The organism is uncultured Aquimarina sp. (assembly GCF_947495315.1).
In the GTDB taxonomy this organism is placed as follows: domain Bacteria; phylum Bacteroidota; class Bacteroidia; order Flavobacteriales; family Flavobacteriaceae; genus Aquimarina.
Window position 1 is genome coordinate 33288 of record NZ_CANLYD010000014.1, and the last position, 22310, is coordinate 55597.

The following is a 22310-nucleotide window of genomic DNA, read 5'->3' on the forward strand; positions in this document are numbered from 1 at the left end:
TAGAATAGATGTGTATGGGATATAACTTACAAGTGTTTTTTCTTTATTACAGAATATTAGAAATAGATGTCTTGTGCTAGCCTAAAAGTGTTAGCATGTGCGTCAATGATAATTTTGATATCTGGGGAGTATCCGCCACCCATAGAGCACATTACCGGGATCGAGAGATCTTTACAAGTTTGCAGTACAAAACGATCTCTTTCTTTGCAGCCATCAATCGTACAACCCAATCTACCAAGTTTATCTGAAGCCAAAATATCTACACCACAGAGATAATAAATAAAATCTGGTTTTTGGTTTTCTATAAGGGTAGGAAGGGTTTCTTTTAAGATTTTTAAATAATCTGCATCTTCAGTTCCATTATCAAGAGGGATGTCTAAGTCGGATTGTTCCTTCTTAAAAGGGTAATTACTAGCTCCATGCATTGAGAATGTGTAAACATCTGCGTCATTCTCAAATATCTCAGCGGTTCCGTTGCCCTGATGTACATCCAGATCAACGATTAATACTTTTTTTGCCAATTGCTTTTGCAATAAAAATCTTGCTCCAATAGCTTGATCATTTAATAAGCAAAAAGCCTCACCGCGATCAGTATACGCGTGATGCGTTCCGCCTGCAATATTCATAGAGATTCCATATTTTAATGCATATTCTGAAGCTTTAATGGTACCATCGGCAATGATTACCTCGCGATCTACAAGCTCTTGGGATAAAGGAAATCCAATTTTGCGTACCGCTTTTCGATCTAATGTAAGTTTCGTGAGCTCTTTATAGTATTCTTGGGTATGAACAGCTAAAATAGGTCGAGAATCAGGTATTTGAGGTGTAAAAAAGTTCTCTTCTATACAGGTGCCTTCATGAAGCAATTGTTTAGGTAACAACTCATATTTAATCATCGGAAAACGATGCCCTTCCGGTAAAGGATGTTTGTATATAGGATGGTATGCTATCTTAAGCATAGAGAGCTATTCTTTGAAGCTATATAATTCATAGGTTCTTTTTTTGGGATCAAAGAAACCGTAATGTAATCTGTCCTTATGTAAAAAGATATTAACCGCTTTCGTTTTGATGTCTAAATTGTCTTCGAATTCAAATAATCGATCATAACCATTCTTTTTAATATCGCCTTGTATATGATTAAAGTTATTATCAAACAAACAGTTGATATATGTAGATTTTGTAGTTGTATAACTACTATAGTTATAGAACGTCGGATTAAAACCTATCCATACACCAGTAGAACCGCCAACAGTCCCTCCCATACCAAATCCACCATTAAAACCATTCATTCCAGCATATCCATTACTGGTAGTAATTTCTTTTGTACCTCCAAGCACGATATTATATTCATTGTCTACTTTGTACACCGATATCCCTAAATCGGAGGAAGAGATTTTTCTAAGATATTTGGATGTTTTTTCCATTTCTCTAACTCGATTTTCTGAAAAACCAGGAAGTATACCTCCTCCTTCCTGAATGATAGGAGAGTTTTTAAATCGAATCGTATCTTCTTTGGTTACTTTATATTCTTTAATTATTTTTTCAGTCTTAAGATCTAACACAGTAAACTTCATTTTTTGGTTAGAACTGGCAATCTGAAAAAGCTTATTGTCGAATATATATGAATTACTTTTACGATATCCCTCTTCAGTTTCAGACGGCTTATCATAAGATTTTACAATAGTTTCAAATGTTTCTAGATCAATAAAGCACAATTGAGTTTTTTTATGATCATAGTCAAAACTAAAAACCAATTTATTGTTAAACTGATATAGTTTGTTTTCTTTTGAAGTCGTTTCAATAACATTGGGATTACTTCCTTCTATTTTTTCAATATCTATAACTGAGCGTGAAATTCCACCAGCATCAGAAAGCAACAAATAGTACGCATTTATAGTGTGATTTCTGCTTCCGGGATTTGGATATTCTAATTCTTTTAAAGAAACTGTGTTTTTAGTAGGTGTAAATTGTTTATCAAAAGTGTAGATATTCAGATCCGACGATTTTTTTGTAATGGTGATTATATGAATTTTATTATTGTAAACAACACTTTCTACATATTTCTCCCCTTTAATTTTAAAGTCTAAAAATGTGTTTTTAGCTGTTTTTGTGTCAAAGTCAAAAGTCTGTACACCAAATTTAGTGCTCCAACTATCACTGAAGAAAATGGAATACGTATTTCCTTCAATATTATACCCTAAGATGTATCTGTATTTAGAAGGGATTGTTTTGGTAGAAATCTTAGATGTATTGGAATAACTACTATCTAACAAATGTGCGTGAAACTGTCTGCCTTCTTCTAGTAAAAGCATTAAATCACCAGTAAGTTGATTAGGTAATGCATAAGACTCTTTTTTAGATTGAAATTTCACAAAACCATCTTCTAGTTCAAATACTTTCTCTTGTGCACTGGCAAAAAAACATATAGATAGTAAGCTAAAAAGTATTATATATCGTTTCATTTTTTATAAATAAGTTCCTTATATATGTCAATTTTCTAGGCAATAACTCATATTTAATCATCGAAAATCATACTATTAATACAAGCTTGTATATAGGATGACATGCCGCTTTAATTATAAATTTAGACTTAATTGCTTTTCCAATTTTGGATAAAAAACGCCAATGATTACAAAAGGATTTGTAGCTCTTCTCCTATGCCATTGCATAGTTGTTCCAAGGAATAAATAGATATCATGCTCTTTAGTAAATTGGTTAAAATATTTCTCCTCTACCTTAGCAAGAGCTATTTTCTCATCTTCATTGGAGTCTTTTAAACAATTCCAATATAATTGAAAAATTTCCCAATCCTCTATCATTAACCTACTGGAGACTCCCTGGTCATCTTCAAAAGTATAATAGAATTTATAAGGAACCTTTGGAATTAGTTTTTCAGGATCACTTTCGATTTCAGCAAATAAATCCGTCTGTTTTCTTAGTTCTTTCCACTCGTTTTTCCATTCTGCGTCATCTGCTTCATATTCAAACCTTGTAATTTGCGAAGGCTTAAAAGTTACTAAAGAAACATTTGTAGGACTTTTAGAATCATCAATAAATTTAGCTTTATTAGTATAAATATTCTTTAAGCAAATTTCCTTTCGTCTGCGCCAATAATTTTTGGTATCTATTTTGTCAAGAATCTTTATGTCATAACTATTGGGGGAATGACTTTCAGGGCGAAAATCGTCAGTTCTAACTTTTAAATCAATTTCAATCCAAGTATACTTTTTAAAACCAACATTTTTCTTTAAATCTTTTAGAAAGCTTAATGGAACGGGGTAAATTCTGATCCAAGAACCATCTTCTAAAAAACCTGCTGTGCAAACTAATTCATCATAACTCCTGGAGGGTAATGGATAAGTGGTAACAGAAATTAGTACTTTAGTTTTTGCCATTTAAATATGTTCAAGTTTATATTTAAATGTTTCAAGATTTGCAATAGATTCGGATAGATGTTTTCTATGACATTGGCATATATTAGCTTCAAAACATGTTAAAGCAATTCTTTCCTTTTGCTCTAATAACTTAAGAATTTCTAATTGAGTATTCTTAGTAGTTGCAAGTTTGTTTTTTTTGTACTCTTCAAAAAGAGTATCATAATCTGACTGTCCATTTAATTTTCTTCTTTTATCAGATTCAATGCCCACATCAGGAAAGTGTAAGTACTCGATTCCAACACCATTGCAAGCGTTTTCAAGTTGCTTTTTGCTAAAACCATATTTCATGCTCAAAGCATTTTTTCTAACATCACAAAGTAACTTCACATTATTTCTAATTAGCTTATTAAGGTATTTCTCTAATGAAATTCCTTCATAACCAATTGTAAACAATACAGTTTCATTTTCTGAAGACCTATAGTTGTTTAAATTTTTCAGTTCTTCACTATTTAAATACTTTTCCGTAATTATACTATTAATGGCATAATAGGGATATCTTTTGTAGGTAAGCTCTATTAAATCATTATTAGTTTTTTTACCGTAAATAATCTTGAAGTCGGATATTATTTTTTTGTCTTGTTTGTTTAATTCGTTCAAATAATTATGATCGTTTTCCTTTTTCCAATTTTTATCATCTGAATTTACTATTCCATATTTTTTTAATGTCAATAGATCTTGATTAGCTTGGAAAGAATAACAGCCATATTTATATGGTACAAAATCATAGGTTTTTCTCTCAGGTTTGTATCTACTATATAAAAACAAAAGTTTCTGCAATAAAATTTTGTCAAGTTTGTTGTCAAAAACTTGCAATAAGGAAAGAACTATTTTTCTTCGATAATACATTTCGTAAAGTTAAGAATACAATTTAACTAATCACTGCTCCAGGATTGACTCCATCTTCATCCGGATTTAGAAATACTAGTTTTCCATTAGGAGTTTCTGTCATAAGAATCATTCCTTCGCTTTCTACGCCTCGTAATGCACGTGGAGCAAGATTTACTAAAACAGTTACCTTTTTACCAATCAAATCTTCAGGTTTAAAGTGTTCTGCAATTCCTGAAACGATCGTTCTAACGTTAATTCCCGTATCTACTTTAAGGACTAATAACTTCTTAGCCTTTGACATTTTCTCCGCTTCTACAATAGTTCCTACTCGTAGGTCCATTTTAGTGAAATCCTCAAAAGTTGCGGTGTCTTTTTGTGGTTCTATGGTTTTATTTTCAGCTTCGTTGGCTTTTTTAGTAGCTTCTAACTTATCCAGTTGTTTTTGGATATCGGCATCTTCGATTTTAGAGAATAACAGTTCTGCTTTTTCTATTTTATGAGCCGCTGGAAGTAACACTTCTTTGGTTGCAATTTCGTTCCAATACGTTTTTAAGTCATCAGAATTAACAGCTAGAATATTCTTTAGTTTCTGAGAAGTAAATGGTAAAAAAGGTTCTGATAAGGTGGCTAAAGCCGCAGCAACTTGTAAGCCGACATACATAATGGTTTTTACACGTTCTGGATCTGTTTTGATAAGCTTCCAAGGTTCTTCGTCTGCCAGATATTTATTACCCAATCTAGAAACGTTTAGCAATTCCTGAGAGCCTTCTCTAAAACGATATCTTTCGATAGAACTACTAATAACACTTGGATATGCTCTTAATTCAGTCAATGTTTGTAGGTCTACTTCAGAAAATTCGTTTGGAGCAGGAACTACACCATCATAGTATTTGTTAGTTAGTACAACAATTCGGTTGATGAAATTTCCAAAATTACCTACCAGTTCATTATTGTTCCTATCCTGGAAATCTTTCCAGGTAAAATCATTGTCCTTAGTTTCTGGAGCATTTGCCGTTAAGGCATATCGCAATACATCTTGTTTGCCTGGAAAATCTTCTAAATATTCATGTAACCAAACCGCCCAGTTCTTTGATGTAGAGAGTTTGTTTCCTTCCAGATTTAAGAATTCATTAGCAGGTACATTTTCCGGTAAAATATAACTACCTTCCGCTTTTAGCATACTTGGAAAAATAATACAATGAAATACGATATTATCTTTACCAATGAAATGTACAAGCTTAGTATCTTTATCTTTCCAATAAGGTTCCCAGTCTTTTCCTTCTCTGGCAGCCCATTCTTTAGTAGAAGATATATATCCAATCGGTGCATCAAACCAAACATATAATACTTTTCCTTCTGCACCTTCTACAGGAACAGGAATTCCCCAATCTAAATCACGAGTCACTGCTCTTGGTCTTAACCCATCATCAACCCATGATTTGATCTGACCATATACGTTGGTTTTCCAATCTTTTTTATGACCTACTAATACCCATTCTCTAAGAAAATCTTCATATTGATCTAATGGTAAGAACCAGTGTTTAGTCTGTTTTAAAGTTGGTTTTGCTCCAGAGATAGTCGATTTAGGGTTTATTAAATCTGTTGCATTTAATGAACTACCACAATTTTCACACTGATCTCCATAGGCTTCTTCGTTTCCACATTTTGGACAAGTACCGGTAACAAATCTATCGGCAAGAAACTGATCTGCTTCTGCATCATATAATTGCTCTGATGTTTCCTCAATAAATTTTCCATCTTCATATAATTTTTTGAAAAACTCTGAGGCTGTTTCGTGATGAATAGGAGCAGAGGTTCTGGAGTAATTATCAAAGGTAATTCCGAAGTCTTCAAAAGATTTTTTGATGATTGCGTGATACTTATCTATAATTACTTGAGGGGAGACTCCTTCTTTTTTTGCACGCATAGGGATGGCAGCACCGTGCTCATCACTACCACAAATAAACGCCACATCGTTTCCAGTGATTCTAAGGTATCTAGAATAGATATCTGCAGGAACGTAAACTCCCGCAAGGTGACCTATATGGATAGGTCCGTTTGTATATGGTAAAGCTGATGTAATTGTATATCTCTTAGGTGCGTTCATAATGCTTGTAAAAATGAGGCACAAAGGTACTAAACACTGAGATAAAATAAGAAGGCTTTATTTAATTAATATGAAACTTAAATAATGTGCTATTGCTAAAGGTATTTGAAGATCTTTTACATATAAAAAATAAAAAACAGTATCAGAAATTAATCTGATACTGTCTAACATAAAATTAGGATTTTGAATCCAGTTATAAAATCATTACCGGTTTGCTATATTGTTGCTTACCTTTTGTAATTCGATATGCATAAAATCCTTCAGATAACCTAGTCTTAGCGGCCTCTTTTACATTAATAATATACTCTCCTTCTAAGAGAAGCTCATTTTTTAAATTTGTTATTTTTTGGCCGGTTATACTATATAAATCTACATTAACATGACCAGCTTTAGCATTGGTAATATGAATAAAAGATTGATTACCGGTATAAGTGACCGTATGACTTAAGTTTTGCAAATCCGGAATTTCTTCATCTATACCTAGACTATTACAATTAAAGCCTAAGTTGAGAGAATTATATTGTTGGCCTAGAAGAACTTGATCTACAACATTACCGTCTATGCATAACCATTCTTTCATTATGGAAGCATAAACTTGTCTAAAATCATTTGTATTATATAGATTCCCTCTTCCGTTTAAATTTGATAAGTCTGGATGTTCTCCTATAAAACCATTACCAGCTAATCCAGTTCCAAAAAGCATCATAGGAGCAGCAGTACCGTGATCTGTTCCGCGAGATCCATTTTCTTTTACCCTTCTTCCAAATTCTGAAATAGTCATAGCTACAACTTTATCATCCCATCCTGCATCTTTAAGATCATCATAAAAATGAGCCATTGTTTCTGATAGTTGGGTAATAAGCTGTTCCTGTCTACTTAACTGGTTATTATGAGTGTCAAAACCGCCTAGAGTCACAAAATATACTTTAGTTCCTAAATTACCCTTTATTAGTCTAGAAACCACACTTAATTGTTGCGACAATTTATTGTCGGGATAGTTTCCAAAGTCAGATGTGCTTTCATAGGCATCATTAATGACACCAGCATAGGTAAATGTAGTATTAGCAACACCTCTTAAAAATCCTACTTTTTCTCCGTGTGTGCAATCCGAAAGATTACTTAAATCATAAAGAGATCCATTTTGAGCAATTTCATAGAGTTTTTTAGGGTCAGCTACAGAAAAAGCAAAGTTATTTTGATCTCCATTAAATATGAGATTACCACTGCTTCCTATTTGGATCGCGGCTGGACGTTCTGGAGGGTTTAGTAAATAGTCTGGATACAAGCCTTCAAAATATCGTCCCATCCATCCGGTATCTTCCTGATCTGTTACATCAGAAGTTGCCCAAATATCAGAACCGGTAAAATGTGACAATGAACTTTCCTCATATCCAACACCATGAACTATTTTCATTTTGCCATCACCCCATAATTGCTGAAATTTATTGGCATAATTGGGCATTCCATAATCATCATTAAGATTGAATAGTTGATTTTGTTGTATTCTTATATTAGGACGAGCATTGGCATAAGCATCGTATTGATTAATCGGGACCACAGTATTTAATCCGTCATTACCTCCTTTAAGTCTAACAATAATAAGGACTCTATCTGTTTCTGATTCGTTCAAGGCAACGGATAATGGTGAAGGATTTGATACAGATAAGGCTGTGTTAGCAAATGCTACTGTACCTCCACCAACAATGCCCAAAGCCTTCATAAATGAACGTCTATTCCATTTTTTATGTTCCTGATTATTACAACTATCAGGTTTAGGAGGGGAGTTTTTATAATGAGTATTACACATGATTTTTCTATTTAAGTTGGAATTCGGGAATCGTTATAAGAAATTGTAAAAGTCTGTAGACTTGCCTGGGAGCGGTATTCCAGTCAAGATTCCAGGTACCATCTTCAAAATAGTTTTCAGGAACCTGATCTTTAAAAATTTCTAATCCTTGACTATATTCCGTAGCACTTAGTAACTCTTTAGATAGAAAATTATCCATAATTGATCTAGATACTAGTTCCACGTCATTAGAGTTTCCATTAACTATGCTTTTAGCTATCATTCTGAATTGCTCTCTATTATGATCCCAGGCTTTAAATAAAAACAAACGAATTCTATCCCATCGAATTGTTATTGTACCTGAGCTTATCCAGTCTTTATCTCCTTGCCAACCAGCAACATCTACAGGACTTAGTAACTCTTGTCCTAGTTCTGTACACCCAAAACGTATTATGTTGATAAATTCATAGTCTGGCGCCATTTCAACATGTAGTTCTTTAAAAAAATTGACTTGGATATCAATAGGGCTTTTAATAACTACGCCTAAACTTTTTTCATTAAAGAAATGTTCACTCTTAAACAATTGTCTCAATACAGGAGCAATTTCGAAGTTATTGTTCAGAAAGGTCTGTGCAAGTTGATTTACAATGTCTTCGTTTATAGCAGGGCTAATAAAATAACGATAGAATTTGCCACATATGAATTTTGCAATTTGTGTAGGCCTTTGCTCAAACAAAATCCGGATAACATCATAATAATCCCAATTACCTTCTTGACCAAAAATGATCTTTTCATTATTGTCAAATTTATTTCGATCAAAGGTAATAGGTCCTAACCTTAGTTCTCTTTTATTCCAACCGGTTAATGCTCTGGAAGTTTCAACAATATCATTTTGGGTATATCCATTATCTACACCTAGTGTAAATAGTTCATAAAGTTCTCTAGCATAATTTTCGTTAGGACTGTCTTTTATATTTTCAAATCCATTTAGATAAATTAACATGGCCGAAGAAAGACCTATATCAGAAGTAAAATCTTTAAAGTTGCCCAAAGAATGGAGTTGTAATAAATTAAAATATTGAAACATATATGCAGGACTTCTATAAATAACATCCTCTGTTACAAAATGATTGCTCCAAAATAAAGTAAGGCGATCTCTAAGATTATTTTGAAACATATCTGCTACCATTTGGTTTTTCCAGTCTATTCGGTAACTACCTAAAAGTTCTGGTCTGGCATCAAAATCTTCTTTTGTCCAATAACCCCATTCTGGTGCTGGAGTTGGGTTTAGATTCAAAGCTTCATCAATAAGATTATCAATTAATGTAGAAGGATTTTGATTAAGAGCACTGTCCACCATTTCGGGAGTTGCTCCAAAACCAAGTCTTCTATACAAATGATTAACCTTTTGTCTATCCCAGGGATTAGAATTAGTAGGAGAGTAGACATTTAATGAGGCAACGTTACATGAGGTATCTGTTGTGATCATAAATGATTTGGGTTAGTTAAATATTTATTAATTGCTTAGTACAACCAAAGCAAGTGATGTTCTTCACTTTATTTATACTTTACAAACTGCAAGAAATATTTTTACACAATAATGCTGAAATAAAAAAGGTTAAATAGAGTCTAGATTAAACAATCTGGACTTAATTTAGTTTAAGGAAGCTTGCAAATGTTTGAATCATTGAAGAGAAATATGTTTTTAATCTCCTAATGTCAATTATAATATTAACCCAAGCACATTGATATAAAACCAAATAGAACAAAAATTTACAGATTATATATGTTTTTAAATGACTGAAGCAATAAACACTGAGATAAAATAAGAAGGCTTTATTTACTTAATATAAAACTTAAATAATTTGTTATTACTGAAGGTGTTTGAAGATTTTTTTACATAAAAAAACAGTATCAGAAATTAATCTGATACTGTCTAACATAAAATTAGGATTTTGAATCCAGTTATAAAATCATTACCGGTTTGCTATATTGTTGCTTACCTTTTGTAATTCGATATGCATAAAACCCTTCAGATAATCTGGTCTTAGCTGCTTCTTTTACATTAATAACATGTTCTCCTTCTAAGAGTATTTCATTTTTTATTGTAGCTATTTTTTGTCCCGTAATGCTATATAAATCAATATTTACGTGACCTACTTGAGTGTTGGTTATATGAATAAAAGATTGACTACCAGTATAAGTAACCGTGTGGCTAAAATTTTGAAAATCAGGAATTTCTTCATCTGTACCAAGACTACTACAATTAAAGCCTAAGTCGAGAGAATTATATTGTTGGTCCAGAAGAACTTGATCTACAACATTACCATCTATACATAACCATTCTTTCATTATCGAAGCATAGACTTGTCTAAAATCGTTAGTATTATATAGATTTCCATTTCTGTTCAAGTTAGATAAATCAGGATGCTCTCCGATAAAACCATTACCATCTAAACCAGTTCCAAAAAGCATCATAGGAGCAGCAGTACCATGATCCGTTCCACGAGATCCATTTTCTTTTACCCTTCTTCCAAATTCTGAAATTGTCATAGCTACAACTTTATCATCCCATCCTGCATCTTTAAGATCATCATAAAAATGAGCCATTGTTTCTGATAGTTGAGTAATAAGCTGTTCTTGTCTATTTAACTGATCATTATGAGTATCAAAACCACCTAGAGTCACAAAATACACTTTAGTCCCCAAATTACCCTTTATTAACCTAGAAACCACACTTAATTGTTCTGACAGTTTATTGTCTGGATAGTTTCCGAAATCAGATGTGCTTTCGTAGGCATCATTGATAACACCTGCATACGTAAATGTAGTATTAGCAACACCTTTTAGATACCCTACTTTTTCTCCGTGTGTGCAATCCGGAAGATTACTTAAATCATAGAGAGATCCATTTTGAGCAATTTCATAGAGTTTTTCAGGGTCAGCCACTGAAAAAGCAAAATTATTTTGGTCTCCATTAAATATGAGATTACCACTGCTTCCTATTTGGATTGCTGCTGGACGTTCTGGAGGATTTAACAAGTAGTCAGGATATAGGTTTTCAAAATATCTTCCCATCCATCCAGTATCTTCCTGATCCGTTACATCAGAAGTTGCCCAAATGTCGGAACCTGTGAAATGCGATAGTGCACTTTCCTCGTATCCAACGCCGTGAACTATTTTCATTTTACCATCACCCCATAATTGCTGAAATTTATTAGCATAATTAGGCATTCCATAATCATCATTAAGATTGAATAACTGATTTTGTTGTATTCTTATATTAGGACGAGCATTAGCATAGGTGTCGTATTGGTTAATTGGGATCACAGTATTTAATCCGTCATTACCTCCTTTAAGTCTAACAATAATAAGCACTCTATCTGTTTCTGATTCGTTAAGAGCAGCTGACAGAGGCGAAGGTTTTGATACAGATAAGGCCGTGTTAGCAAGTGCTACAGTTCCTCCTCCTACAATACCTAAAGCTTGTAGAAATGAACGCCTGTTCCATTTTTTATGTTCCTGATTATTACAACTATCAGGTTTAGGAGTGAAGTTTTTATAATGAGTATCACACATGATTTTTCTATTTAAGTTGGAATTCGGGAATCGTTATAAGAAATCGTAAAAGCCCGTAGACTTGTCTGGGAGCAGTATCCCAATTAAGACTCCAGGTACCATCTTCAAAATAGTTTTCAGGAACCTGATCTTTAAAAATTTCTAATCCTTGACTATATTCTGTGGCACTTAGTAACTCTTTAGAAAGAAAATTATCTAAAATTGATCTGGACACAAGCTCCACATCAGTAGAATTACTACCCATAATATTTATTGCAAGTGTTCTAAACTGTTCTTCATTATGTCTCCACGATCTCCATAAATACCAACCAATTCTGTCCCATCTTGTAGTTAAGGTACTAGAATCAATCCAATCTTTATCTCCTTGCCAACCAGCAACATCCACGGGTTTTAGTAATTCTTGCCCTAATTCCTGACATCCACCTCGTATTTTGTTGTTAAATTCAAAATCTGCTGGTAATTCAAAATTTAGATCTTTAAAGAAATTAATCTGTATATCTGTAGGACTTTTAATAAGGACACCTTGACTCTTTTCGTCAAAAAAATGTTCACTTTTAAATAATTGTCTTAATACCGGTGCGATTTCGAAGTTATTATCCAGAAAGGTCTGTGCAAGTTGATCAACAATATCTTCGTTTACAGTAGGGCTAATAAAATAACGATAGAATTTGCTACAAATGAATTTTGCAATTTGTGTGGGTCTTTGCTCGAACAAAATCCGTATAACATCATTATAATCCCAGTTACCTTCTTGGTCAAAAATTATTTTATTTTCATTATCAAACTTGTTATTGTCAAAAGTGATTGCTCCCCAACGTTGTTCTCTTTTATTCCAGCCGGTTAGTGCTCTGGCAGTCTCGACAATATCATTTTGTGTGTATCCATTATCTACACCCAAAGTAAAGAGCTCATAAAGCTCTCTTCCGTAATTCTCATTAGGCCTATTTTTCGTGTTTTGATATCCATTTAAGTAAATTAACATGGCCGAAGAAAGTCCTATATCTGAAGTAAAGTCTTTAAAATTACCTAGCGAATGAAATTGTAGTAGATTGTAATATTGAAACATATAAGCAGGGCTTTGATATGTATTATCTTCTGTTACAAAATGATTACTCCAAAATAAGGTAAGACGATCCCGGATATTATTTTGAAACATATCTGCTACCATTTGGTTTTTCCAATCCCTTCTATATGAAAAAGGATTTTCTGGTGTGGCATCAAAGTCATCTTTTATCCAATAACCCCATTCTGGTGCTGGAGTTGGGTTTAGATTCAAAGCTTCATCAATAAGACCATCAATTAGATTTGAAGGGTTTTGATTAAGAGCAATGTCCACCATCTCGGGAGTTGCACCAAAACCAAGTCTTCTATACAAATGATTAATCTTTTGTCTATTCCAAGGATTTGTATTAGTTGGAGAATAGACATTTAATGAAGCAACATTACACGAAGTATTTGTTGTCATCATAAAAGTTTGTGTTAATTAAGAATATTGTATTAGTTTAATTTTTGAAACGTAATTATTTGACAGTTAGTTTCTTATTAAGAAACATTTAGCCATTATTATGAAAATTTTTGATTTTGTTCGCTATGAGAACAAAACCCTTCTACTTATTACCAAAATAGACTTAAACTTATGGATTTAGTAAATGATTATACGTTTGCTTTTAGTATACGTTGCTAATTAGCGAGTATTCGTTTTTAGAGTAGTATTTGGATTGCTAAAAAATGTTAAAATAGCTTATAATTTTCTTAAAAACAGGGTTTTACTATTTTGGTACTTCAGCTTATGTTGAAACAAAAAAGCACTAATTATAAGTAAATAATTAGTGCTTTTTAAAAAGTAGTGTTTTTTCTTTCTAGGAAATCATCAGTGATCTGCTAAATTCACCTGTTCCGGTTTCAATTCTATATACATATTGACCTGTACTTAATCTGGTTCCGGCGGATTCTTTTACATCTATAATGTGATCTCCTTCCAGAAGCATTTCATTTCTTAACGTGGCTACTTTTTGCCCAATGATGTTAAACAATGTAATATCTACGTGAGTTGTTTCTGGATTATTGATATTGATAAAGGTTTGTCCTCCATCATAGGTTACTATATGCGAAAGTGTTTCTCCATCTCCAGGTATGTTTGGGCTAACTCCACCACAAGTAAATCCTAGGTCCAATGATTCAAACTCTGCACCAAGTAATGCATTATTTACTGTGTCCGAATCGATACATAACCATTCTTTCATAATGGTAGAATAGATTTGTCTAAAATCATTGGTGCTTTCTGCATTAAAACCAACGTTAGGATTTTCAGGGAGTGTAGGGTGCTCTCCTATAAAACCATTACCATTAAGTCCTGTTCCAAAAAACATCATCGGCGCAACCGTACCGTGATCAGTTCCTAAAGAACCATTTTCTACCAATCTTCTTCCAAATTCAGAGATTGTCATAGTCAAAACTTTATCATCCCATCCAGAAGCTTGTAGATCTGCATAAAAATTACTAATCCCTTCAGAAAAAGAGTTCAGTAGTTGTTGGTGTCTTTGTATTTGATTGTTATGAGTATCAAATCCACCCAGCGTAACCATATATACTTTGGTACCTAAATTTCCTTTTATTAAACGAGCAACAATTCGCATTTGTCTAGCGAAATTATCATCTTCTAAATACCCTCCAAAATCTGTAGATCTATTAAAGGCTTCAGAGATTGCTTCGGCATACGTATAGGTTACATTGGTGCTTTCTCGTATAAAATTTAATCGATCACCATAGGTGCAATCAGGAGCAGGGTCTAGACTATACCCTAAATTGTCAATATATTGTTCTAATCTTCTTGGATCTGAAATAGCAAATGAGAAATCATTTTCCGGACCTCTAAAAATTAGGTTTCCAATACTACCTATCTGAATAGATGGTGGACTTTCTGGTGGGTTAGTAATATAACTAGGGTATAATTCCTGGAAATACCTACCCATAAATCCAGATCGCTCTTCTTCGGTTAGATTGGTATTTGCCCAAATATCTGTTCCTCTAAAATGAGATAAGGTTTGATCTTCATAACCAACTCCGTGTGCAACTTTCATTTGTCCATCTCCCCATAAGTTTTCTAACTTATTCATAGGTTTAGGCATCGCATATTCATTTTCTTCTAAGTTTATGAATTCACTTGGAGGAATTTTAATTAGCGGTCTGGCATTTGCATAAATATCATATTGATTTACTGGAATAATAGTATTGTAACCATCATTTCCACCACCTAACCTGCAGATGATTAATATTTTGTCAGTTTCAGCTTGACTTAAGGCTAGTGATAACGGTGAGGGTCTGGAAACAGTAAGATTTGTATTTGCTAACATCATAGATCCACCTCCTACAAGTCCTAAGGCTTGTAAAAATGATCTACGATTCCATTTTTTATGTTCGTCTGGATTACAAACTCCTTCTTTGGAGGTTGTTTTTGTTGCTTTTATATTGTTGGGGTGATGCGTATTACACATAAGTTTATTATTTAAGTTGGAATTCAGGCAATTCATCGATATGACTAAGTAGCGCATAAAATTGATCAGGAACTCCTGACAAATCTAAGGTCCAAAGAAATGGAGCTACTGCATCTGGTTCGTAATAATTTTCCGGATAAAATTCCTTAAAAATAGCTAAGGCTTCATCAAACAATGTTTGATCTTCTAATCCTCTAGGTAGAAAATAATCTAGAATTGCTTTTACTACAACGCTTACCTGTTCGCCTTGTAAAGTATTATTTACGAAACCGTCTGCTAAGGTCCCGATAGGCAGTTGATTTAAGAATTGACCAAATTGTGCCTGATTTTGGGAGTAAGAAGTATTAAGAATGTTTTGAACACCTTCCCATCTACCAATTAAATAATCCGGACTAATCCAATCTTCATTTCCTTGCCAGCCTTCTACATCAATTGGATTAAGTACTTCTTGTCCTATAGTAGTGGTTCTACCTAATAAGGAGTTTAGTGAATCCAGTGTAGGTGGTGATTCGAAATGTAATTCGTTAAAAAAGGAAACGAATAAATCAATAGGACTTTTAATAATTGCACCGATTGCTTCTCGATCAAAAAAATGTTCACTTTTAAATAATTGACGAAGTACGGGGACAATTTCGAAGTTATTATCAATAAATGTCTGCGCCATTTGTGCTACAATTGCCTCATTACAAGTAGAACTGACAAAGTAGGTATACAATTTGCCACAGATATAATTAGCAATTAGTGTTTCGCGCTGAGTGAATAAATGAGCGATTACATCATCAGGACTACCAAGACCGTAATATCCAAAATTGGCAGTTTGCCCAAAAATATCTTTGGTATCATTACTAAATTGTTCTGGATTAAAGGTAATAGGTCCCCACGCAATATCATTAGTCTCTACCCAACCTGTAATGGCTTTAGCAGTTTCGATAATATCGTTTTCATTGTATCCATTATCCACACCAAGTGTAAATAGCTCATACAATTCTCTAGCGTAGTTTTCATTAGGTCTATCTCTGGTATTTTCATCACCATTCAGATAAACTAACATAGCAGAAGAAATACCTATATCATATACAAATTGTCTAAAATTACCAAGCGAGTGAAATTGTAACAGATTGTAATATTGATATTGATAGGCAGGGCTTCTGTAGACTTGGTCTTCGGTTACAAAATGATTACTCCAAAACAATGTCAATCGGTCTCTTAATCCGTTTTGAAGAAAATCATATATCATTTGTCTTTTACCTTCATCCTGGTAAAAGTTGATATCATTATCTTCATTAGCTTCTTCTGCAGCTTCGAATTGATCTCGATTCCAGAAACCCCATTCAGGAGGAGCATTAGGAGCCAATGCAATAGCGGCATCAATTAAAGAATCCACTAATGCTGATGGATCGTTTTGATTTAAAGCATCAGTTACTTGAGTTTTAGTAGCTCCAAAGGCAACTCGGCGGTATAAGTGATTGATTTTACTGACATTCCAGGGGTTCTCGGATGTGGGAACATAGGGGTCCAAGGATGCTAAGTTACAAGAAGTATCAGAGATCATAGGCAATAGGTTTATTAGTGTTAAGGGACGATTTTCACTGTAATATAATAGTTTAGAACGAAAACATTTGTTAATTAGTATTATAAATTGAAATTTTAAGAAATGTTGAAGCCTGACTTTGTAAGAAAAGGAGATAAAATAGCCATAGTTTCTACAGCAAGAAAAATTATAAAAAAAGAGATTAATGAAGCCATTGAGGTATTAAAAAAATGGGGTTTAGAACCTGTGATTGGTGACACTATTGGGCTAGAAAACAATCAATTTGCAGGTACTGATGAAGAGCGAAGACTGGATTTTCAGAAAATGCTAGATGATCCCGAAATCAAGGTTATTTGGTGCGCGCGAGGCGGTTATGGGACTGTGCGAATAATTGATTTATTAGATTTTTCTACCTTCATAAAACATCCCAAGTGGATTATAGGGTATTCTGATATTACTGTATTACATGCTCATATTCATAATTTTAATATCTCCACCATACATGCGGCGATGCCTGTGGATATTCATAAAGGATCTGAAGATGCAAGAAAATCGCTAAAGAGCACGTTATTCGGAAAAATGGTGGATTATATCATTCCCGCTTCAAAAAAGAACAAGTGTGGGAATTGTAAAGGAACACTTATTGGTGGAAATTTGTCAATTTTATATGCTTTATGTGGTTCGGTTTCTTCTATAGATACCAAAGGTAAAATACTTTGTATTGAAGACTTAGATGAATATTTGTATCATATTGATAGAATGTTACAGAATCTAAAACGTAATAGATATTTTGATGATTTAAAGGGACTGATTGTCGGTGGTATGACCAAAATGCACGACAATAATATTTCTTTTGGAAAAAATGCTAAAGAAATCATATTAGATATTGTAAAAGAGTATGATTTCCCAGTAGTATTTGATTTTCCAATGGGACATATAGAAGATAACAGAGCATTAGTTTTAGGAGCTGAAGTTTCTATAGAAATGAATCAGAATTCCGTAACGCTAAAATATATCTAGTATGGCAGAACATAATACACTGGGCAAAGAAGGTGAAAAATTAGCGGTAACGTTTTTACAGAAACATGAATATAATATTCTGGAAACGAATTATAGATACCTGAAAGCTGAAATTGATATTATTGCCCAAAAAGGAGATACTATTATAGTTGTAGAAGTGAAAACCAGAAGCACACCCGAGTTTGGAGATCCTCAGGATTTTGTAAAACCAAAACAAATACAGTTATTGGTAAAAGCAATTGATCATTATGTAGTGGAGAATGATCTGGATGTCGAAGTCCGTTTTGATATTGTTGCAATCATAAAAAATAAACTAGGAACCAGAATTGAACATCTCGAGGATGCTTTTTATCATTTTTAATAGTATTTATTTAATAGAATAAAAGAAATGAACTATCGTAAACTTGGTAATTCAGAATTGAAGATTAGTGAGGTGTCTTTTGGATGTATGTCGCTACAGGAAGATTTTAATATTACAGAGAAATTGATACATCTGGCTTTTGATAAAGGAATTAATTATTTTGATACTGCTGATTTATATCAACATGGTCAAAACGAGGTGATGTTAGGCAATGCAGTTAAAGATTTTAGAGATAAGGTACTCATTGGAACAAAAGTTGGAAATCAGCCGCGCAAAGACGGTAATGGTTGGGATTGGAATCCTAGTAAGGAATATATCATAAAGTCGGTTGAAGAAAGTTTAAGAAGATTACAAACTGACTACATTGATCTTTATCAATTACACGGTGGTACTATTGATGACCCTATAGACGAAACTATAGATGCTTTTGAAATATTAAAAAAGGGAGGGAAAATAAGATACTACGGGATCTCGTCCATACGACCCAATGTGATTAGAGAATATGTAAAGAGGAGTAATATTTCTAGTGTTATGATGCAATACAGCCTCTTAGATAGAAGACCAGAAGAATCCTGCTTACGTTTATTACAAGAAAATAATATTGGAGTACTGACAAGAGGATCCATAGCCAAAGGATTATTGGCCGGAAAACCACCAACGGACTATTTAAATTATACTATTACAGAAGTAAAAAAGACGATTGATTTGGTAAAAAACATATCCAGAGATAATAGATCAATGTGCCAAACGGCTATTCAATTTGTATTGGAAAACATTTCCGTAACTTCTTCAGTGATTGGTGTTCGAACTAAAGAACAGTTGCTCGAATGCGTATTAGCTTCAAATATTAAAAGGTTGTCAAGTGAAGAATTAATATTGCTTCAAAATAGTCTGAAGCCGAATCAATATGATAATCATTTGTAATGTAAAAAGAGTGTTAGGTCGTTAAAATAATATACACCATTATGTTTTTAATGAGGTAGTAAACGGTATGATTGTGCCCAATCGGTCGCTTATATTTCTAAATTCTCTTAGATTTGAAAGGTAACTCTTAACCTTGTGTATGAATTCATTTGGAATTATAGATTTAATGTTGTTTTTAGGAATTAGTCAAGGTGTTTTCTTGGCTATTACATTGCAATTTTTGTCAAATAAAAATCGCTCTGCAAATTTCATTTTGTCTATCATTCTATTTTTCTCTTCTATTATATTAATAGGAAGGTTATATTATTTTGTTTTTAAGGATAGTGTGTTTTTATGGCGATTAGGAATGCTTGTAGATAGCGCTATATATTTATTTGGACCTCTATTGTATTTGTATGTTAGGCGAATGATAGTCAGTTCCAAAGAGAAGCCAGTTCTAAAGTGGGTAGAGTTTATTCCATCGGGATTACACTTAATCTATGTACTGTGGACTTATAGCTTATCTATGAATGAAATTTCTGAGATGTACCACGATGGTTTCTTTGTAATTCCGTATTTTATTGTAGAGATTTCTATTATCACTGTATTCACAACCTATATAGTAAAATGTTTCATGCTATTACGAAGATTTCGATTGGCAGAAGAACGAGTCTTATCTTTTCATCAAGAAATATATTTTTATCTGATTACATTGGTGGTGGTTTTTTCTGTTTTAACGTTCTTTTGGTTCTTAAACCTGACAATAAGTTTTATTATAAACGTATACAACCCATATTTTAATTACAATATTGTTTGGTTATGTGTTCCTGTAATAATGTATGTTGTAGGTTTTTATAGTTTTAAACAACCAGAAATATTTAGAGTACCTATTTTTTATCCCAAAAAAGATCTAACCAGAAATAGGCTTGGGAAAGACAAAATCGAAACACTTACTAGTTCATTAGAGCATTTGTTAATTGTTGATAAAGTTTATCTGAATCCAAATCTTACCCTCAGAAAACTAGCTGCAGAACTAAAAGTATCTTCTAACGATTTATCGTGGTTTCTAAATAAAATACACAAGTGTAACTTTTACGAATACATTAATAAATATAGGTTACAAGAGTTCATTGCTAAGATTCAAAAAGGAGAACACGAGCGACATACTATTTTAGCATTGTCGTTTGATTCCGGATTTAATTCGAAATCAACTTTTAACAAAGCTTTTAAGACGATATTAGAAGATACACCTAGTAATTTCATTAAAAAGATGTCCAGTATTTAAGTCTTTATTTTTAGAGTGGATAAGAATAATCAGTCATTAATCAAAAAATAAAATCAATGAAGAAACTAAAAATCAAAAACTCTTTTTTATTAATGTTTGTGTCGCTTTTTAGCATGCTCTTTTCGCAAAAAACAATGGCTCAAAAAGACATTTCTTCTTTAGAATTTAAAATAAGAAAAATGGACAGTTTACTTTTTCAGGTAGGGTTTAACGGATGCAATAAAGAAGTTTTTAAAACTATTTTGACAAAGGATATAGAGTTTTATGATGATCGGTCAGGTTTAAACACTTCTCTAGAAAAGGAACTAGCCTCATTTAATGATAAATGCTCAAAACCTTTTTCTGTTACTAGAAGATTAGTTTCTCATACGATTCACGCTTTAGGAGATTATGGAGCTCTTCAAAAAGGGACGCACAACTTTTATGTAGACGACAAAAAAGTAGAGACGGCTAAATTCATTACTATATGGGAAAGAAAAGATACTATTTGGATTGTAAAACGTGCTATCAGTTATGACCATAAGAACCTATAATATGAGAGCAACGTTATTTTTTTTCATACTACTCGGTATTGTTATAACCTCTTGTAAAGAGGGAAATAAAAATCACAAACAAGTTGAACCTTCTGTTTTTAAGGATAAATACAGTGTAAAACTAGATTCACTTATACCCAATCTTTTGTTAGAATATAAAGCACTATCGGTTGGTGTTGGTATTATAAACAAAGGAGAAATAGAGTTTATAAAAGTATATGGAGAACATCAAAAAGGGATCAAAGCACCCCAAAATACTTTATTCAATATTGCCAGTATTACGAAACCAGTTGTAGCCACTGCAGTTTTAAAATTAGTAGAACAAGGGAATTGGGATCTTGACGAACCACTTTATAAGTTCTATGTAGATCCTGATGTTAAAGAAGATAGTCTTTCTAGAATGATAACGACTAGACATTGTTTAAGTCATACTACTGGATTTAAGAATTGGCGATGGGATGAGAAAAATGGAAAGTTGCGGTTTAATTTTAAACCTGGAGAAAAATTTCAATATTCTGGAGAAGGAATGGAATATCTACGACAAGCGGTAGAGGGTAAATTTGGTATTGGTTTAGAAAAAATTGTTGATTCCCTTGTTTTCAAACCTCTAAAGATGAAAGATGCTACTATGGGTTGGATTAAGGATGGTGATACTGCGAGATTTGCAAAATGGTATAATAGTAAAGGGATACTTCATCAAATACCTCATAAAACTGAAAAAATTAATGCAGCAGATGATATGATTCTAACCGTAAAAGATCTGGCATTATTTGGTCAAGCCATCATGGATCAAACACTGCTTAAAAAATCTATTTATGATGAAATGGTAAAACCGCAGTCTGCAATAAATAAAAAACTTAATCAAGGGTTAGGCTGGGTTGTGTATAATGATTTACCCAATGATGAGATGGTTTTAAACCATGATGGAGGTGATCCAGGTGTTGTTACAACACTTATTTTATTACCAAAAAATGAAAGCGGAATTATTGTATTTGTCAATAGTGATAATGGTGCAGGTATAACCAATACGATTACAAAAGAAATAATGATTCATGGGACTGATATTATTGAAGGGCTGCATTGGGATAATAAAATACCTCAAGAGATAGCTATAGAAGATGAGTTATTGTCAAAATATACGGGCACATATCGTACGGATAGAGAATTTTCTATAACTTTTGATAAATCAGGAAATACCCTTATTACTGAAAGTGATGTTTTTCCTAAGCTAAAACTACATGCAAAATCAAAAAATGAGTTTTTTGCACTTCCTTATGAGATCTATTTCAAGTTTATCGAAGAAGAAAATAATATGAAATTTCAACTTTTGACAAGTGAAAATATAGTAGAGTTAGAGGGACTTAAACAATAGTAATACCAATTTGGGGGTATAATAAACTTCAAAAATAATATGTACAGATACATCTGTGATTTTTGGTTTTAGAG

At 32.9% G+C, this 22310-nt stretch carries 17 protein-coding genes; 6 read left to right on the plus strand and 11 right to left on the minus strand.

Annotated elements, in window-relative coordinates:
- Positions 1 to 56: 56 nt before the first annotated feature.
- From Q0910_RS20870 to Q0910_RS20920, 11 genes are all read right to left on the minus strand, one after another.
- On the minus strand, positions 57 to 959 hold the full coding sequence (locus Q0910_RS20870) for a histone deacetylase (RefSeq protein WP_299220917.1): 903 nt from the start codon (positions 957 to 959) through the stop codon (positions 57 to 59).
- A 6-nt stretch (positions 960 to 965) separates the two neighbouring features.
- Positions 966 to 2462: a hypothetical protein gene (locus Q0910_RS20875; RefSeq protein WP_299220920.1), complete on the minus strand. Its 1497-nt coding sequence runs from the start codon at positions 2460 to 2462 to the stop codon at positions 966 to 968.
- Between the two features lie 114 nt (positions 2463 to 2576).
- Complete coding sequence (locus Q0910_RS20880) at positions 2577 to 3395, minus strand: hypothetical protein (RefSeq protein ID WP_299220923.1); 819 nt, start codon at positions 3393 to 3395, stop codon at positions 2577 to 2579.
- A complete protein-coding gene (locus Q0910_RS20885) occupies positions 3396 to 4283 on the minus strand; it encodes a DUF488 domain-containing protein (RefSeq protein ID WP_299220926.1) in 888 nt (295 codons plus the stop codon).
- A 22-nt stretch (positions 4284 to 4305) separates the two neighbouring features.
- On the minus strand, positions 4306 to 6372 hold the full coding sequence (gene metG, locus Q0910_RS20890) for a methionine--tRNA ligase (protein WP_299220929.1): 2067 nt from the start codon (positions 6370 to 6372) through the stop codon (positions 4306 to 4308).
- Positions 6373 to 6565: 193 nt separating this feature from the next.
- Entirely contained in the window at positions 6566 to 8179 is a 1614-nt protein-coding gene (locus Q0910_RS20895; RefSeq protein ID WP_299220931.1) for a DUF1501 domain-containing protein, read from the minus strand.
- Positions 8180 to 8186: 7 nt separating this feature from the next.
- The gene (locus Q0910_RS20900; protein WP_299220934.1) at positions 8187 to 9647 is read right to left on the minus strand and encodes a DUF1800 domain-containing protein; all 1461 of its coding nucleotides are present in this window, start codon (positions 9645 to 9647) and stop codon (positions 8187 to 8189) included.
- Between the two features lie 476 nt (positions 9648 to 10123).
- Entirely contained in the window at positions 10124 to 11737 is a 1614-nt protein-coding gene (locus tag Q0910_RS20905) for a DUF1501 domain-containing protein (protein ID WP_299220935.1), read from the minus strand.
- A 7-nt stretch (positions 11738 to 11744) separates the two neighbouring features.
- Positions 11745 to 13205, minus strand: a complete 1461-nt coding sequence (locus Q0910_RS20910) for a DUF1800 domain-containing protein (protein WP_299220938.1) — start codon at positions 13203 to 13205, stop codon at positions 11745 to 11747.
- 391 nt (positions 13206 to 13596) lie between these two features.
- Positions 13597 to 15231 carry a DUF1501 domain-containing protein gene (locus Q0910_RS20915; RefSeq protein WP_299220941.1) on the minus strand — a complete coding sequence of 545 codons (1635 nt, stop codon included), beginning with the start codon at positions 15229 to 15231 and terminating at the stop codon, positions 13597 to 13599.
- A gap of 7 nt (positions 15232 to 15238) precedes the next feature.
- Positions 15239 to 16783 (minus strand): DUF1800 domain-containing protein, encoded by a 1545-nt coding sequence (locus tag Q0910_RS20920; protein ID WP_299220944.1) that lies wholly within the window; start codon positions 16781 to 16783, stop codon positions 15239 to 15241.
- Between the two features lie 102 nt (positions 16784 to 16885).
- Here Q0910_RS20920 and Q0910_RS20925 point away from each other — a divergent pair, with 102 nt between their 5' ends.
- From Q0910_RS20925 to Q0910_RS20950, 6 genes are all read left to right on the plus strand, one after another.
- Positions 16886 to 17782: an LD-carboxypeptidase gene (locus tag Q0910_RS20925; protein ID WP_299220946.1), complete on the plus strand. Its 897-nt coding sequence runs from the start codon at positions 16886 to 16888 to the stop codon at positions 17780 to 17782.
- A gap of 1 nt (position 17783) precedes the next feature.
- Positions 17784 to 18143: a YraN family protein gene (locus tag Q0910_RS20930; protein ID WP_299220949.1), complete on the plus strand. Its 360-nt coding sequence runs from the start codon at positions 17784 to 17786 to the stop codon at positions 18141 to 18143.
- A 27-nt stretch (positions 18144 to 18170) separates the two neighbouring features.
- Positions 18171 to 19067, plus strand: a complete 897-nt coding sequence (locus Q0910_RS20935; RefSeq protein ID WP_299220951.1) for an aldo/keto reductase — start codon at positions 18171 to 18173, stop codon at positions 19065 to 19067.
- Positions 19068 to 19206: 139 nt separating this feature from the next.
- Positions 19207 to 20331 carry a helix-turn-helix domain-containing protein gene (locus Q0910_RS20940; RefSeq protein WP_299220953.1) on the plus strand — a complete coding sequence of 375 codons (1125 nt, stop codon included), beginning with the start codon at positions 19207 to 19209 and terminating at the stop codon, positions 20329 to 20331.
- Between the two features lie 56 nt (positions 20332 to 20387).
- On the plus strand, positions 20388 to 20864 hold the full coding sequence (locus tag Q0910_RS20945) for a DUF4440 domain-containing protein (RefSeq protein WP_299220955.1): 477 nt from the start codon (positions 20388 to 20390) through the stop codon (positions 20862 to 20864).
- Position 20865: 1 nt separating this feature from the next.
- The gene (locus tag Q0910_RS20950; RefSeq protein ID WP_299220957.1) at positions 20866 to 22236 is read left to right on the plus strand and encodes a serine hydrolase domain-containing protein; all 1371 of its coding nucleotides are present in this window, start codon (positions 20866 to 20868) and stop codon (positions 22234 to 22236) included.
- Positions 22237 to 22310 lie beyond the last annotated feature (74 nt).